12 protein-coding genes and 2 pseudogenes are annotated in these 16,718 nt (G+C 51.9%); 11 read left to right on the plus strand and 3 right to left on the minus strand.

Translation table 11 applies throughout. The features are described 5' to 3' along the window. The first annotated feature begins 353 nt into the window (after nt 1-353). The 8 genes and pseudogenes from KBY02_RS03840 to KBY02_RS03875 all read left to right on the plus strand — a co-directional run bounded on the left by KBY02_RS03840 (nt 354) and on the right by KBY02_RS03875 (nt 10,096). The gene (locus tag KBY02_RS03840; protein WP_225649850.1) at nt 354-4,547 is read left to right on the plus strand and encodes an RHS repeat-associated core domain-containing protein; all 4,194 of its coding nucleotides are present in this window, start codon (nt 354-356) and stop codon (nt 4,545-4,547) included. 17 nt (nt 4,548-4,564) lie between these two features. Further along, nucleotides 4,565-5,077, plus strand: coding sequence for a hypothetical protein (locus KBY02_RS03845; RefSeq protein WP_225649852.1), 513 nt, complete (start codon nt 4,565-4,567; stop codon nt 5,075-5,077). A gap of 260 nt (nt 5,078-5,337) precedes the next feature. After that, nucleotides 5,338-5,658: a hypothetical protein gene (locus tag KBY02_RS03850; protein ID WP_058822149.1), complete on the plus strand. Its 321-nt coding sequence runs from the start codon at nt 5,338-5,340 to the stop codon at nt 5,656-5,658. Nucleotides 5,659-6,125: 467 nt separating this feature from the next. Beyond that, nucleotides 6,126-7,041 (plus strand): annotated as a pseudogene (locus tag KBY02_RS03855) (RHS repeat domain-containing protein); the annotation flags it as partial. A 415-nt stretch (nt 7,042-7,456) separates the two neighbouring features. Further along, on the plus strand, nt 7,457-8,002 hold the full coding sequence (locus KBY02_RS03860; RefSeq protein WP_201279923.1) for a hypothetical protein: 546 nt from the start codon (nt 7,457-7,459) through the stop codon (nt 8,000-8,002). 17 nt (nt 8,003-8,019) lie between these two features. Continuing rightward, on the plus strand, nt 8,020-8,259 hold the full coding sequence (locus KBY02_RS03865) for a hypothetical protein (RefSeq protein WP_164990636.1): 240 nt from the start codon (nt 8,020-8,022) through the stop codon (nt 8,257-8,259). Nucleotides 8,260-8,666: 407 nt separating this feature from the next. After that, nucleotides 8,667-9,614, plus strand: a complete 948-nt coding sequence (locus tag KBY02_RS03870) for an RHS repeat domain-containing protein (protein ID WP_225649854.1) — start codon at nt 8,667-8,669, stop codon at nt 9,612-9,614. Continuing rightward, the gene (locus tag KBY02_RS03875) at nt 9,614-10,096 is read left to right on the plus strand and encodes an Imm26 family immunity protein (RefSeq protein ID WP_058822640.1); all 483 of its coding nucleotides are present in this window, start codon (nt 9,614-9,616) and stop codon (nt 10,094-10,096) included. Before KBY02_RS03870 ends, KBY02_RS03875 begins: the two co-directional genes overlap by 1 nt. Before the next feature lie 204 nt (nt 10,097-10,300). Here KBY02_RS03875 and KBY02_RS03880 read toward each other — a convergent pair. Continuing rightward, nucleotides 10,301-10,588, minus strand: a pseudogene (locus KBY02_RS03880) (transposase); the annotation flags it as partial. A 209-nt stretch (nt 10,589-10,797) separates the two neighbouring features. On the opposite strand from KBY02_RS03880, the gene KBY02_RS03885 reads away from it, so the two are divergent. Both KBY02_RS03885 and KBY02_RS03890 read left to right on the plus strand, forming a co-directional pair. Continuing rightward, nucleotides 10,798-11,373: a DUF1349 domain-containing protein gene (locus tag KBY02_RS03885; RefSeq protein WP_060405785.1), complete on the plus strand. Its 576-nt coding sequence runs from the start codon at nt 10,798-10,800 to the stop codon at nt 11,371-11,373. A gap of 169 nt (nt 11,374-11,542) precedes the next feature. Further along, entirely contained in the window at nt 11,543-12,040 is a 498-nt protein-coding gene (locus KBY02_RS03890) for a hypothetical protein (protein ID WP_025168147.1), read from the plus strand. 176 nt (nt 12,041-12,216) lie between these two features. Here KBY02_RS03890 and KBY02_RS03895 read toward each other — a convergent pair whose 3' ends face one another. Further along, entirely contained in the window at nt 12,217-12,654 is a 438-nt protein-coding gene (locus KBY02_RS03895; protein ID WP_058822638.1) for a DUF3757 domain-containing protein, read from the minus strand. A gap of 1,033 nt (nt 12,655-13,687) precedes the next feature. On the opposite strand from KBY02_RS03895, the gene KBY02_RS03900 reads away from it, so the two are divergent. Further along, nucleotides 13,688-14,128, plus strand: a complete 441-nt coding sequence (locus KBY02_RS03900) for a hypothetical protein (RefSeq protein ID WP_024693219.1) — start codon at nt 13,688-13,690, stop codon at nt 14,126-14,128. Nucleotides 14,129-14,342: 214 nt separating this feature from the next. Here the strand turns inward: KBY02_RS03900 and KBY02_RS03905 are convergent, their stop codons facing one another. Then, a complete protein-coding gene (locus KBY02_RS03905) occupies nt 14,343-16,463 on the minus strand; it encodes an alpha/beta hydrolase domain-containing protein (RefSeq protein ID WP_225649856.1) in 2,121 nt (706 codons plus the stop codon). Nucleotides 16,464-16,718: the final 255 nt, after the last annotated feature.

Raw genomic sequence — 16,718 nt, forward strand, 5'->3', positions numbered from 1 at the left:
AGAACGGATCGCTAAATCCGGCCGCTGATTTGGCAGCGAACGGCGGGGAGGTTAGCGTGGCAGGGATGGGGTGGCAAGGGTGTGGACGTGGGTTTGGGGCGTAGGAAATGGCATTTTTCCGAGTAGGCCTGCAGCTATTGTTGTATCTTTTTCGAACTGTGTCGCAGAAATCCAGTGGGTCAGTCGCGTAAGGTATGTCGCAGTAGATGAAGTTAGCCTGACGCTGACCGAACTTAGACCAATAGAGTTCAAGGACAGACAACCTAAATGGACTATCAAGCGCCGCAATACATCACCCGCTCTTCGGGTTGTCTCATAGGGTTTTCTGCTATGGCCAGGCGGGAGTAGGGGAGATGTTCGAAGCAGCACGCTTTGGTGACGAAATATCGCATACCGGCGCCCTGGGGGGCTTCCTGATCGGGGCTGTGCTCGGTATTGCGCTCATTGCGACGGTGGCGATCGCAACCTTCACGTGCGGGTTCGGCGTGGCTCTTCTGGCAGGACTTGCAGCAGGCGTCGGAGGTAGCCTGCTCACCGCCGCAGGAGAGGCCATAGGGAGTATGTTTTCCTCCCCTTCCGGCACGATCATCACGGCCTCACCCAATGTATACATCAACAACCGCAAGGCAGCGCATGTTGAAAAAAGCATTGGTGCCTGCGACAAACATCCAGGGCCGGTCAAGATTGCCGAGGGTTCGACCAACGTCTTCATCAACAGTGTGGCGGCGGCGCGCAAAGGCGACAAGCTGACCTGTGGCGCGACCATCTCCGGCGGCTCCGACAACGTATTTATCGGCGGCGGCAGGTATCGCTATCTGCCAGTGGACGACGAAATTCCAGGCTGGCTGCGCACTACCGTCGATGTGCTGATGGCCGTGGCGGGTGCGGCAGGTGGTATCGCCCAGTTGATCAAGGCCGGAACGCAGGCAGGCATGAAAGCAGTGCTGCCCTGCGCCCTGAAGTTCACCGCAGGTTTCGTGGCCGGCGAAGTGGGCAGTCGCTACGTGGTTGAGCCTGTAATGCGCAGTGCGATCGGCGGCCTGAGCGGCAATCCGGTCGACACCACGACTGGCCGCAAGCTGATCCCGGATGAGATCGACTTCAGCCTGCCAGGCCTGATGCCCATCGAATGGTCGCGTTTTTACGCCAGCAATCTGAATGTCGACAGCGTACTCGGCAAAGGCTGGGTGCTGCCGTGGGAGCAAAGCCTGCGCAAGCGCGGCAGCTTCCTCTACCTTACGGACAACCAGGGCCGCACCGTACCGTTCGTGGACATAGCGCCCGGCCAGCGCATCTACAACCCTCACGAACAGGTCTATCTGGTCTGCACGCAGGGTGGGCACTACCTGCTGCAGACGCTGGACAACATCTTCTTCTACTTCGGCGAAGTGCCTGACGACAACAAGCCGGTCCCGCTGGATCGTATCGAAAACGCACTCGGTCACTTCCTGCATTTCACCCGCACTGAACAAGGCACGCTGACCGACATCAGCGCGACGGGCGGGATCCGCGTGCACCTGCATTACGACGAAGTGACCACGCGCCTGACCTCGGTCAAGCGCATCGTCGACAACGAGGCGGTCGAAACGCTGGTTCAATACCACTACGACAGTAATGGCCAGCTCGCTGAGGTGTTCAACCGCAACGGTGATTCAGTGCGCCGTTTCAGTTACACCGATGGCGTCATGACCCGCCACAGCAACGCACTGGGCCTGACCTGCGAGTACCGCTGGGAAATCATCGACGGCCAGCCGCGTGTCGTCGAACACCAGACCAGCGATGGTGAGCATTTCCACTTCCGCTACGACCGCGAGGCCCGCACCACCTGGGTCACCGACGTACTGGGCCGCGAGCTGGAAATTCATTACAACAAGGACCATCGCGTCACCTCGAGCCGCGACTACAGTGGCGATCACTACGTCATCGAGATCGACGACACCGGCAACATGACCGGGCTGACCCTGCCCGATGGCAACCAACTGGCGTTCGAGTACGACGAGTTCGCCCGATTGCTCAAGGAGACCGATCCGCTGGGCCGCAGTATTCGCTACCAGTACCACCACCTGACGACGCTGATCACTCAGGTCGATTACCCGGATGGCAGTACCTGGAAGGCTAACTACGATGCCAAAGGCAACCTCGTCGCCGAGATCGATGCGCTGGGCCACAAGACCGAGTACCTCAACGGTGAGGACGGCCTGCCGCACACCATCGTCGATCCGACGCTCAAGTCCAAATACCTGTGGTGGAACAACCTGGCGCAAGTGCAGCGCTTTCAGGACTGTTCGGGCAAAAGCACTTATTACCGCTACGACGAGCGCCACCACCTGGTGGCCGTCACCGATGCCCTGAACAACACCACCACGCTGGAACGCAAACCCGACGGCGAAGTGCTGCGCATCAACCACCCGGATGGCACCAGCGAGACCTTTACCTACAACGAACTGGGCCAGGTCCTGACCCACACAGACGGCAAAGGCCAGACCACCCAGCTGCTGCGCAACGGCCGTGGCCTGCCTAAATGGCGACAGGATGCCAAAGGGCAGACCATCACCTACGAATACGACAAGGCCATTCGCCTCGTCGCCCTGACCAACGAAAACGATGCGACCTACCGCTTTGCCTACGACGACGCAGACCGCCTGATCGAAGAAAAGCGCATCGACAACCTCACCCGCCGTTTCAGCTACAACCTCGGCGGACACCTGACACAGGTCGAGGAAATCGGCTACGGCGAGAAAGGCGAACAGCCACGGCGCAGCACTCATCTGGAGCGCGACCCGATTGGTCGCCTGCTGGCCAGACTCAACGACGATGCGCGTCAGGACTACGCCTACGATGACGGCGACCGACTGCTGTCAATCGAGCGCAAGCCGACGGACATCGGCAGAAAACTAGGTGTTGCCGCCGAGAAACTGGAATTTGCCTACGACCTGCTCGGCCGCCTCGTCAAAGAGACCACACCCCAAGGCTCACTTGCCTACGAGTACGATCCGCTCAGCAACCTGACCACTCTAACCCTGCCTACCGGTCAACACCTGAACCACCTGTACTACGGCAGCGGTCACCTGCACCAGTTGAACCTCGATGGCCAGTTGATCAGCGACATGGAACGCGACGATCTCCATCGCGAGATCTACCGCACCCAAGGCAAGCTGACCAGTTGCTTCGGCTATGACAGCATGGGACGCAAGGCCTGGCAGTACGCCACAACCCTGCCCGCTGAAAAGCTATCGCAGATCCAGAACCCGCTCATAAAGCCAGAGCGCTACGTCGAACACGCTTACAACCCGATTCACCGCCGCTACGAATACGACCCTGCCGGCGAACTGAGCCGCACCCTCGACAAACTGCGCGGCGAAACCCAGTATGAATACGAAGCCAACGGCCAGTTGCTGGCGCGCAACACCGGCCGAGTGGTCGACGGCGAGGAATTCCGCTACGACGCCGCTGCCAACCGCCTCAACTTCAACACCAGCCGCTTCGATCACGTCAAAGACAACCGCCTCAGACAATGGGCGAACCACGAATACAAATACGACGCCTGGGGCAACCTGATCGAAAAAGTTGTCGGCATCGTACGCTGGCAGACTTTCACCTACGACTGCGAAAACCGCCTGGTCAAAACCGAGACCATGGCCGACACGCAGGTGGAAAGTACCAGCAGTTACCAGTACGACAGCCTTGGCAGGCGCGTCGCCAAACAGTCCGAGATCAAAGGCCACACCGAACACAAACGCTTCCTCTGGCAAGGCCTGCGCATGCTGCGCGAAGAAAGCCCGGGACAGAGCAGCCTGTATATCTACGAGCCCGGCAGCTACGCGCCGCTGGCCCGCGTGGATGAAAAAGAAGGCGAGGTAGAGAACAAGGTTTATTACTTCCACACCGACCAGATCGGCACACCGCTGGAAATGACCGATGCTGAAGGGCAGATCGTCTGGCAGGCCAAGTACCGGGCGTGGGGTGCGGTTGAAAAGCTGGTGGTGAACGAGGTTGAGCAGAACCTGCGGTTTCAGGGGCAGTATTTTGATGCCGAGACGGGGCTGCATTACAACACGTTTAGGTATTATGACCCGGAGATTGGGCGGTTTATAACGCAGGATCCGATTGGGTTGGAAGGTGGGTTTAATTTATATCAGTATGCACATAATTCAACAGCTTGGATTGATCCATGGGGCTTATCTGAATTACTAGGCCTTGTGAATGAAGCTCATGCTTTGCTTGATCCTACCGCGCAAAAGTTTAAGACTACTGCTTTGGGAATGGATAGCAAAGGGGGATTATTCATTGCATCAAGCGATAAGACCGTGCCTAAAATTCAACGAGAGTGGGCTCAAGGTAAAGGGATTAACGTCGTAAATGGGCAGGGCCATGCAGAGGAAACTATAATAAAAGCAGGTAAAGGCGCGACCAATATAGATGCATCGAGAGGGGTGTGTTTGGACTGTGAACACTTAATGAAGGAGCACGGTGTTAAGACGGACACACATACAACTGGTAAAAAAAGTCGGAAACGGTTAGGAGGAAGCACATGCAGTGGAATTTGATTTTTGAGGACGCCACCGTGTCGTCCTATATCGAGAAACTTAATCATCAACAAAAATGTTTGCTGATAGCAAGCTATTTGTATAGGCAAATACGTCTTATAAAAGCTTTTGATAGTTGCTATTCAGAAAATCTTGAAGGTTTAGTTGTAGAAGCGCTAAAAACCTCGCTGTCCGAAAAGAAAGATTCTATTATAAAAATTGAGCATACTGTAAAGAAAAACATACCAGACACTGAGGAGTTTTCTGAGCAAGAAGGTAGCTATGCACAAAATCTGATGATTGCATTAGATTATTTTTTATTATTTCTTATCGACTCCGACACTTTCAAACTTCATAAATGCGTAGACATGGCTCTGCAGAATATAGACTTATTGAGCTATGAGATTGACGAACTCTATGATGAAAATAAAGTAACCTCAAATGAAATTGCCGTTGTATTAGATCTAGCCACAAAAATCTCAAATACAAAAACCTCTTTCGGCATAAGTATTAGCGATCTAGAAAAATTAGTAACCAGCCATATGCTTTGAATATGCTATAGCATTATACCCCCAACTAAAGCCAGCTCTTCCTCCAGATGCGGCAAAGCACATTCAACCTGGTCCTAGAGGAGGTTTCAGTGATAGAAGCCCTCCAAACCATTCTTGGCATCATAATGCTCAAAGCCCTAAAGATATTGAGTTGATGCCTAGAGCGCAACATAAGGCTCCAGGCCCCGTACAGAACAGCCTCCACCCTAACCAGCAGGGTGGATTTAAAAAGTTGCAAAACTCAGCATGTTGAGGTGAAAATGAAGACTTATAGCATTAGAGAAGTTATTTTAAACATATCAGAGATGCCAGACTCATGGTTTTATCTTCCTGACACCCCATGGGCATTGGATACCAAAGGGGCATTTTCACTAGATAGTCGCGATTTTCCGCCCGACTCCACAGACTACTTGCCTCCGCAAGTATTAGGTGAGGGTTGGAAGGAGACCCTAGAAACACCTATTATCGAAGATATAATATCAAATGTTAATGAACAATTACCTCACCCAAGCGTCGAGAACTACTTCGATGCGTTTAAGTTTTATTATGAAAATGATACATTTAAGATCTTTAAAGCCTAGAAAAACCACAAGCAACTTTAAATAAAATAATCTAGCCAGCATTTTATGTATAGCTAGTTATTAGCTCGAAAGGCACAGATACCGCAAGCGTAAAAAATGATTTATTAGTCGTAACGATGCATTTGCTACCTACTCCACATATACCAAAAGCTCTATTGCTCTTTAATAAGGTATGCCGCGGCATGACTGCCAACTTTGTCTCAGTCAGCTGCCACTTTCTCTTGAATTAGCGCTGTGCTATCGCTTACACCAAATCAAGCTGTACTACCGACAGCGACAGCAAGCTCGGCGAGGTGTTCAATGGTAACGGCGATTCAGTGCGCTTCGTCTCACCTACACCGAAGACGTGGTGACCCGCCACAGCAACATGCTACTGGGGAACCATAGTCGACCCGACGCTCAAGTCCAAATACCTGTGGCAGAACAGCCTCGCTCAGGTTGTGCGCTTTCAGGACTGCTCAGGCAGTTACGTCGAACACGCCTACAACCCGATTCACCGCCGCTACGAATACGACCCGGCCGGTGAACTGAGCCGCACCCTCGACAAACTGCGCGGCGAAACCCAGTACGAATACGAAGCCAACGGCCAGTTGCTGGCACGCAACACCGGCCGCGTGGTCGACGGCGAAGAATTCCGCTACGACGCCGCCGCCAACCGCCTGAACTTCAACACCAGCCGCTTCGACCACGTCAAAGACAACCGCCTCAAACAGTGGGCGAACCACGAATACAAATACGACGCCTGGGGCAACCTGATCGAAAAAGTTGTCGGCATCGTGCGCTGGCAAACCTTCACCTACGACTGCGAAAACCGCCTGGTCAAAACCGAGACCATGGCTGACACGCAGGTTGAAAGCACCAGCAGCTACCAATACGACAGCCTGGGCCGAAGAGTCGCCAAACAGTCCGAGATCAAAGGCCAGACCGACCACAAACGCTTCCTCTGGCAAGGCCTGCGGATGCTGCGTGAGGAAAGCCCGGGACAGAGCAGCCTGTACCTCTACGAGCCCGGCAGCTATGCGCCACTGGCCCGTGTTGATGAGAAAGAAGGCGAAGTCGAGAACAAGGTCTACTACTTCCACACCGACCAGATCGGCACGCCGCTGGAAATGACCGACGCCGAAGGGCAGATCGTCTGGCAGGCCAAGTACCGGGCGTGGGGTGCGGTTGAGAAGCTGGTGGTGAACGAAGTTGAGCAGAACCTGCGGTTTCAGGGGTAGTATTTTGATGTAGAGACGGGGCTGCATTACAACACGTTTAGGTATTATGATCCGGAGATTGGGCGGTTTACTACGCAGGATCCGATTGGATTGGAAGGTGGGTTTAATTTATATCAGTATGCACATAATTCAACAGCTTGGATTGATCCGTTAGGGCTGGATTGGAACTATTTCCTTTCTAACGAAGATGGTGCTTATTATCATGGTCGTGCTTCAGATAAAACGTCGTTGAGCGATGTTATGCGTCGTCACGGTAAAAATGAGGGAGCAGATGGCGTACGTTTCGGGACTGGCGATAGCATTTCTCAAATAACTCCAAGAGGCACGGATTATGATGTTGTACGAGGCATTGAGAATGCCGGGGTTAGAGAAAAACCGATATTAGGTCGTGGTAGTGCTAATGTGCGGGGAAATATTATCCATGGTATGGCTGACGATAAACTTCCTACAGAAAAGGGTAGAGCAAGGGTAGCTGGCGCCAATAATTACTTGGAAGGAAAAGGTGTGAGCAAAGTCAGCTCATTGTCACCCATTGAAACGCGCACCGCAGTCGGCACAGCAACTTGCTAGGGGTTACTATGAATAAAGATTTGGAAAAGGCTATAAAAGACTTTTATCGCAGCGGCGCTCTGGAAACGCTGAGTAGTCCTCGCTCACTAGAAGTTCTGCTTGAAAATAATATGATTTTTCCAAGTGAAGAAATTGAGCACGACGAACTCATAGAAAAACTTTTCCATGAGAAAAAATCAGCTGCAAAAGAAAGCATTGTCGAATCTTTCTTGGTAGGTCTTGAAACAGGCAAGCCAGAAAAAAGAGCAGCTCTCTCAGCTTACGCTATTATGTTGAACTTTCCGAAGCATAGTTTTCAGTCTGCGGAAAATATCCAATGCAATATCTGTGGTTTGTTTAAGAAAAAAACAAGAGATTTCACTTTTTGCAACCTCGCTAGGTATAGCATAGGCGTCAGCAACAGCGGAAACCCTGAACAACTGTATTTTTTCTTAAGGGAACATAATAAAGCGCCATCAGAAAAAGTTGAATCCATTGATATTTTAAAGAAGGTGCTAAAAACTGCTAGGGAATCAGGCCCTGAAGAAACGCCTGTGACATTGGAAAAAAAGTAAGGGCTATACAGGGCTCCATGTTAAACAAAGAGTTATCCCGAGGTCTATTGGATTTGTTAGGGCAGATTGGTGTTTTGGAAAGCCCAGATCATAAAGGGTTCACTAAGGGGTATACGTATATTGGACTTGCGCCAAAAAAATCTCGTTCAACAGACTGGAGCTATCCTGTAGATTTTTGGGAAGGTATGTATGGCGTTAATGAAGAGGCTGTAGAGTTTTGGTTTGGTGATTATCTGAAAAGCTTCGACAATAACTAAAAATAATGCATAAGACTTTTTGCTTTTTAATATATTAGAATTTACGGCTCTTTAATAGTTTAAGGTTAAAACCAAAGGGGGTAGAAACTTGGCGTCAAAGCTGGAAAATCGACTTTGTCTAAGAACTGTTGGTCCACTGTGTCAAAAATACTGTGTCTTATGGACCGTTGCCCTGCGAGTACGATCTACTCAGCGAGTTGAGCACACAGTCTCTTCGCACAGGCCTGCACCTAACCATCTGTATTACACCAGTGGCTATCCGTATCAAGTCAACCTGGATCGCCGACCGATCAGCGCCATTGGACGCGACGACTTGCCGCTTACGTCTATCGCACTCAAGCATTCGGCTACGACAGCAACACCGGTCGAGTGGTCGACGGCGAAGAGTTCTGCTACGAAGCTGCACCATGGCCGACACACAGGTGGAAAGCACCAGCAGCTACCAGCACGACAGTCTGGGCAAGCGAGTCTTTAAACAGTCCGAGATCAAAGGCCAAACCGACCACAAACGCTTCCTCTGGCAAGGCCTGCGCATGCTGCGTGAGGAAAGTCCGGGACAGAGCAGCCTGTACCTCTACGAGCCCGGCAGCTATGCACCGTTGGCGCGTGTTGACGAGAAAGAAGGCGAGGTAGAGAACAAGGTTTACTACTTCCACACCGACCAGATCGGTACACCGCTGGAAATGACCGACGCCGAAGGGCAGATTGTCTGGCAGGCGAAGTACCGAGCCTGGGGGGCGGTTGAGAAGCTGGTGGTGAACGAGGTTGAGCAGAACCTAAGGTTTCAAGGACAGTATTTTGATGTCGAGACGGGACTGCATTACAACACGTTTCGGTATTATGACCCGGAGATTGGGCGGTTTACTACGCAGGATCCGATTGGGTTGTTGGGTGGGTTTAATCTTTATCGATATACGCCTAACCCTGTGCGCTGGACAGACGCACTTGGATTAGTTCATGAATTAACTCCCGGTTATAATGTCTATGGCTTATTCCAAGAGGGCGCAGAAAAACCATATTATGTTGGTGTTACAGATGATTTGGCTCGTCGTAGAAATGAGCACGTTGGCACTAACCGCTTAGGCCCTGGAACAGAAATGGTACCTCTCGATAAAAATGTTAATTATGGACAGGCCAGAGGTTATGAGCAAGCCTATATTGAGCATTACGAAACGAAGACGGGTGTTATTGGTAAGGGAATCTCTCCTGCCAGTAGAGGGAATAAAATCAACTCTTTCGATCATGAAAGCACATTGCGTGCCCCAAGCCGCCAAGCCGCCAAGCCGCCAAGCCGCCAAGCAAATTTTGAGTCCAGTTACCAAACTAAATCTAGTGCCCTAAAAGGAGCTTGCTGATGAGTAAGTTGAAGACTTTCAAGTGGGAAGAAAACCAGCGAAAACAACTGAGATATATTAAGCCCGGAGATATATTTTGCTTTGATATCGAGGGGGAAGGTTACGGTGTAGGTAGAATTATGACCCGTAATAGTCTTGGTCATGTCGCAGAGATTTTTAAAGTGGTATTAGAGGAACCTCAAATTACCTGCTCAGATCTAATCAGGGTTGGCGACCCCGTCATTATCGACTCGTACTCGTTATTTGATAGAAAAACCGAGGGGGAGTGGAGAATAATTGCACACGACTCCGATTATGTTGCACCTTCAGGAGAAACTACTCGCTTCATCTATGGCGTCGCTGACAATCGAACAGAAGTAGATATTTTTGACAACGAGTACCCTTCAACAAAATCGCTAAAAGAATTGCCGCGTTATTCGCCAAAAGGGGATTCGCAGATTAAGGAAATATTCATGCCTCTAATAAACAAGGGTAGTGAATAGTTTTAGTCACGGCTTCGCGTTGGCTTGGCCAATACTAGATACTATAAGTGAGTATTAGCATGCATCTAGTCGTGCCACGCAATAATGAGTGTTGGAATATAAACCCGTAAGAAGGAATACATAACAGTGATAGGCGACTATTAAATACCAAGAGTGTCTTAGGCCGCCCTACATGTCTTACTCTTTAGAAGCTTGCATGCGTAAGGTTTCGTCAGGAATTCGATCTAGGCGCAGCCCTGCAAGTTGCCGCAGGATCGTGGCTTTGGAGATTGATTCTGCCATGGCCGGATCGCTGTAGCTGAACCAGTTTTGCATCAGGTGAACCCGCAACATCGTCATCAGGCCTACCTTGGCCCTTTGGGTAATGCGCCTTAATCAGGGTGGTCAGGCCTTCCAAGATAAAACCTGATCCATTTCAATCAGGAAGCACTCTCGACGGATCTGCGTACGTTTCCCGGCGTACTCGGCATCGGCGAAGTACAGCGGTGTCATAAAATGACCATTGTGTTCATATCAGGCAAGCATTTCACCAGAAACCGGGAGCTTTTCAGAGTTTCCTTGGGGGTGTCAATATATTAGTTGGCTTGGTAAACGAGCATAGTCTTTGACAGATGTTGAGCCTTGGAGTCCACATAGAGTGGATGGGGCAGGCTACCCATTACCCCGTCCATCACCCTCGAAAACCCCACACAGGAGGCGACATGTTCGACAAAGGCTTTTGGCTGAACCCACCCCGGCATTGCAGCGTGACGGACGAGCGTCTGACGGTCACCACAGACCCGCAAACCGATTTCTGGCAGCAGACGCACTACGGCTTCTGCCGCGACACGGGGCATTTTCTGGGTGTTTCGGTGACCGGTGATTTCACTGCGCAAGTGCATGTGCAGGGTGATTTCAAGAAGCTTTACGATCAGGCGGGCTTGATGGTCCGCATTGACGAGCGTAACTGGGTCAAAACCGGAGTTGAAGTCAGCGACGGAGCCTTGATGCTGGGCAGCGTTCTAACCTGCGGACAATCCGATTGGGCAACGGGTGTATTTGATGATTCGTCATCCGGCCTCTGGCTGCGGGTCACCGTCGCCAAGGGCGTGCTGCGCATTCAGCACTCCAGCGACGGGCTGCGCTGGCCATTGCTGCGCCTGGCACCATTCCCCGTGAGTGAGTCTTATACCGTAGGCCCGATGTGCTGCAGTCCGGAACGGGGAGGGCTGGAGGTGGTGTTCTCTCATTTCGAAGTCATGCCTGCACTGGGCAAGGATTTGCATGATCTGACGTGAGTGGCTTACCGGTAGGCTCTTACCGGCCACTGCTGGCTGTAGATGGGCCTACCTTCGGACCTCAGTTGTGCATAGTTCTGATTCCTCAGTCTTAACTTTCTATAGAAAGTAGCTGTAGTTTAGCTACAAGCAGTCGATACCTTCAGGTGCTTTTCCTCTTTGCCTTGGTGTGACCTTGAATAGACCTGTCCTGATTTTTTGCGTGGCTTTTCTTACCGGATGTGTGGGCCACTATCAGCAAGCTAAGTTGAAGGAGCCCCACTCCACGATAGAGGCCACGTGGGGTAAAACTGACTTTATCCACGAAGGGTTTCAAGGGTACTGGGCTTACTACGATGCTCATTGCCAAGACACAGATGAGACCGGCGCTCTGGGCGCTGTCTCTCAAACCGAACCGGAGAAGAATCGCTTTCTGATTAAGCCCGAGAAGCGCATTTATCTGAATTCACTCATTGTAGGAGTCAAACGACTGGAGGATCGCTACCGCACTTGGGTGCAGGTAAGCTGTTTGAACGTCAGCAGCTTCATTCCTAAGGAGGGCGCGACTTACAAGGTGACTCCTTCAGCTTTCGAAGGCCAATGTTCGTTATCGGTAATAGATCGGCAGACAGGGAAGCCGCCAGCTTCGCTCATGATCGAGCCTGTAAGGAAGGAGTGCGGGCTTTAACGGGCCTATACCAAAACGCCCCGCTGGGTTGATGATGAATACTCAACGCCTAGCATGTGCTGCGTATTCAGCACTCCAGCGACGGGCTGCGCTGCAAGGATTTGCATGATTTGACGTGAGTGGCTCTTCAGCGAGCCGTCGTGGGGCTCGCTGAAGAGCGACAGGGTTATTTCGTGTTACTGAACGACAGTGAACTTGCAGTTTTCAGGTGATGTTTTTTCACACACGTTATAGACAAGACCAAAAGGCCCATCTTCTTTCTTCCAGGCACCGCCTGCAGTTTTTACGGTGAAATCCTTATTGTTTTTAGCGATGAAACGCATGTCCAGCGCCTCGCGTCCACCTATGTTGTAGGTGCAGTGTTGCAACATCTGAGGCGCGTCTGTGCCCTCTTGGATAGCGATAGCCAGGTCAAAGGACTGCACAGGCATTTTCTTTGTCACAACGCCTTGCAGCACGCCGGTCCACTCGCCGTCATTGCCGTTCGCCCGGTAAACACCGGGCGAGACCTGCTCGATCTTCGAGACAGCAGGGCAGTTTTCCGCCGCTTGAGAGGTCATGGACAGTCCCAGCAGGGAAGTAGCAACTGCGACGCCGATCAATAAGTTTTTCATGATATTCCTTAAAATGATTTAATTCTTGATGTGTATATAAGCGTATGTGTAGGGTTTTTACGCGGTTAGGCCGAGCGAGCTTGTTTCCCAAGTCCGCTAGTTGGTTGCATATGGCTATCTAGTGTGTAGCAAGAAATGTGTTGCTTGTTATCTCATTATTAAGCGAGGTGCGTGCTTCAGTAGTAACTTGATCGTATCCAGTGTGGATGGGTTTATCGTAGGTGTTAGTCTGTCTATTGTCTGCGCCTTCAAGCCTTAATTGTTTGTAGGAAATGGCGTTGGTTCGTGTGGGGAAGGTGGGTTGGCTGATTACTCCTGAAGCCCTGTCCACACAGGCATGGCAAGGGCTTCGCGCGGGATGACGACTCGAAAGGCCAAGCCGGGGGCTTCACCAAGGCTTGGTTCGTGAAAGCCACTCCCCACAGGCGTACGAACCAATAATGCTTTTGCGGTATCCGCAGATGGGAACCGAAATCTTCGGCTGGCGGGATGGCGGTTATGGTCCATTAGATCTAACGTCGAAGCGCTCAGAAATTCTGATCATTCTTGAGGCACCATTCATGTATGTGCGCTTCGACCAAGCCAGCGCCATAACTTCATTTTGGCTAACCAGAGGCCATCCGGCGTACCCAGTATTCTAGGACTTCTCTTTCGATATTCAGGGCCATGGGAAAAAATCGGTTCTGATGGGTAGCAGCGACTAGGCTAGGGAAGTATGTCCCTCGAACTCTCTTTTGTTCGGGCCTGCTGTTAATTACTGCTTTGGTTCGATCGACTGCCGCTGGTCAAGCAAGCGGCGGCTGTCGATCCAAAGCGGCCGATTGCCGAAATCGGCTAACAGCTGAAAGCAGGCTATTGCATGTGCGGGACGTCGACTCATTTTAGACAGCTAACCTAGATTCAAAAATTACTGGGGACCTCAGGCTGTTACGCTATTGGTTGGGTCACAGCCGCAAAGAGCCTCGTTCGCGTTAATGATGGCTCCTAGCATTTCTTTTCTGTAAATTAGGTTTTTTCTTGCCAGGCGACAATTATGCTCCCCGCAGACTCCTACCGCGAAGCCCTCAACTCACATCGGCATTACGACACTATGGCAAACATGGCCCTGTCTCTCATGGTCGCCACTATGGCGGGTACTCCGGTCTTGTATGGAGCGATATCAAAGATCTTGGGAGCTGAGCTTGTTTTTTTACTGGGCGTGGTCATCATTCACTTTACTATTCAAACGTATAAACGTTTTGATAGCTACGCCGCTATTGCGTTGAACGTAGCAGCTGCTATTGAGAGCGACGACCAGCGATTCCGCTCTCCTGCTCTTGGCTTCGCCACTGTATTCAAAGACATCCAGCGTTTTCCCACTTTAGCTCCCAATGGTGTTTCGCGCACCTATCGACGGATCCGTTCAGTTGGATACGGAGCCTCTGCATTGTTCCTGCTGGGAGCCTTACTAGTTTTCGTTAAGGGTTTTTCCTAGGGCAGTCTAATCATCGGCTTAGTAGCCCCTGTTTTAGGCTCAGTATGGAAAAGCAATGTCTTAAGCAGGTATCGCCCCAAAAAGCCCAAAGCCCAAAGCCCAGAGCCCGCAGTTACGCGAGCTCCAAGGCATTCCTTGCTATACCTGCCATGGATATCAATCAAAGGCGGCAAGGTTTAAGACAACTCTTTTTCGAAGGAATGATCACCCCTGCTCAAGGCCCTACACGCACACCTTTCTCCTGCGCCTCCTTTACAAGCCGCTCACGGTCTTCAGGAAGCAGCATCCGCGCTTCAACCAGCGAGTCTGCAGCTTTACTCACTGCAGACACGTAAGCCTCCTTCGTGGGGTAGCGTTCCTCCAGGGAAAGGCGAGGGTCTCCGGCCACGATTCGCTCTTTCTTCGTCGCGGCAAACGGGAGGAAGCTGCCTTGGAAGTTGCAAAAGCCGCCATCAAAAAACTCGGGCCTGAAGGTGTTCCAACCCGTGTAAGTCCCGATGGGAGCACCCAGATACACATCCCGAACGCCACCCACATCAATTCCGTCTGCATCCACTTGAGGCACCAAGAGGCCGTAACTGCCAACCCCCGATTTCGGCGGCTCGTTTGTGAGAATGCCGGAGCTGTCTTCGGGACGAAAAGCCGGTCCAAAATCGAGCACTTGCAGGCTGTTGACAGCACTGGTGTAGCGGAGCGCGGGGCGCGTAACGCCACCATAATTGGTCGCGGGGATGAGCGGGAAACTGACCCTGTCCGCCGGCACGAGGGTGCCGTCCGCCACAGAAGGCTTTATCGAAGCGGGCGGTGTTGTCTCGTCACGAACCCAGCCAACGAGATTGATGAACGCTGCGCGCATTGTCCAGGTGTGTGGGTTTGGATTTGATTGGACCTGGCAGAGGCCAAAGGGTGGGTTAATCGGGAGTGGCAAAGACGGCGGGGCATGCTGCGTACTTGCCATAATAAAAGTGCGGACGTTTTCCGGTTCATGTGCATCGCGCAAGCCGAGTGGATCGGTAAGGCCAAGCGACTGGCGTCCCTCCCAAAGCTCAAGGGCCGTTGCCATGTGGAATATCAGAGGGCAAGTATTGTTATCGTTGCAGCGATCCAGCAAACCCTGCGAGCGTCCGGTAACAGGATCGGTTTCCCGGCCATAGGTAAACGGAAAATCGTAAGCAGGGTAGTCATGATCGACCTGCTGGCCCCACGCCCGGCCAGGTTGAGCAAATCGGATATTGAGCGGCATCAGGCCACCACCGATATGCGGCATCGCACCGCCATAGACCCGACGACCTTCCTCGCTGCGGTTGAAACCCAGCGCGATCATGCTGCGGATGAATCGCCCGGCTTGTGATGAGCCAGTGATAATCGACTTGACCTTAGGCCCATGCACTACAGGGTTGGGCACACCGGTATCGTCATGCTCAGCCTGCTGGAAAAACGCACCAACATCCCGTGCGATCGCAAAACCAATACCCATTACCGCCGGCTCCTTGGCCCGGTAAATCAGCTCGTAAAGCTTGCCGGGCTGAAAACCAGCGGGTAGGCATATCTGGGTTTCGCTCGGCGTATTGCAATCGCCAAACTTCCAGTCATTCACTGGAATTTCCTGTCGGGGCGCATTTGCCCGCGAACGCACCGTCAACGTCGGACGAAAGCCATCCGCGAGCACTTTGGTATTGTCGGTTTCAACCGATTTGTAGCTGGTATGAGGCGGCGTGGAGGTGAACCAACCTGCGGACAGGTTAAGGCTGACGGTCGGTGAAAGCGTGGTCAACTCACTGCGCACCACACCTGTTACCGGCGACCCATCAGTATTTATGGCCGTCGGCAATTGCACCATCATGCGGTTGTCGCCCGGGGCAACGTCCCCCTGCCAGGCAAACGCGATCAGCGTCGTACCCTGGCGCTGTAGAAAACCGTCCCCGGCTACTTCGAAGTTGTTGAACGCTGCTGGACTACCCTGCATATCAGCGTTGAACAATAACATCGCGCGCTTAGAGCCTCGATTTGGCACGTCAAAGAGAAGAATGTCATTCGATTTGGCCACGTCAGCGGGACGCAGGATTGCAACATCAGTCGTGTATTCAACCATCCCGCGACCGTTACGGGGTGCAAGTTCGATGTCTTGAATAATCTTGTTTCCAGACGCTCCTGGGTCTAACTCACCATGAACGCGCGCAAAGACGCGTTCGTAAGTCCCTGTATTCCCGAAGCGTTCGCCTCCGAAAGCAGGTTCGGTCCGCAGGATCTCTAACTGTGTAATACGGGCTTGGGCGGGTGCTGCAACGATCATCATGGCGCTTGCAAACGCTGCAGCATGAAGTAGGCGATTCATCCTTACCCCCAATTTGTCATTTTTTTTATGGATGGCTTTTGATGCGCTGATGACGGTGATTTGTACAGATCAAAGGGCTTCAAGCATAGCCTGCAGGTAGCTCGGTTATCATGAATCACACCTTGCCAATTCCAGCATTCAGGCGTTCAGTGGCTAGGTCGGGCATGTACCTATAGCCTATTCCAGGATTGCGCGCTGAAGCCGTTAACGAGGCACAAGGTTTTTTCTTCTGCCGATTAAGACCGCGGTTGAGTC

Source organism: Pseudomonas sp. P129, from assembly GCF_020312195.1.
GTDB classification, from domain to species: domain Bacteria; phylum Pseudomonadota; class Gammaproteobacteria; order Pseudomonadales; family Pseudomonadaceae; genus Aquipseudomonas; species Aquipseudomonas fragariae.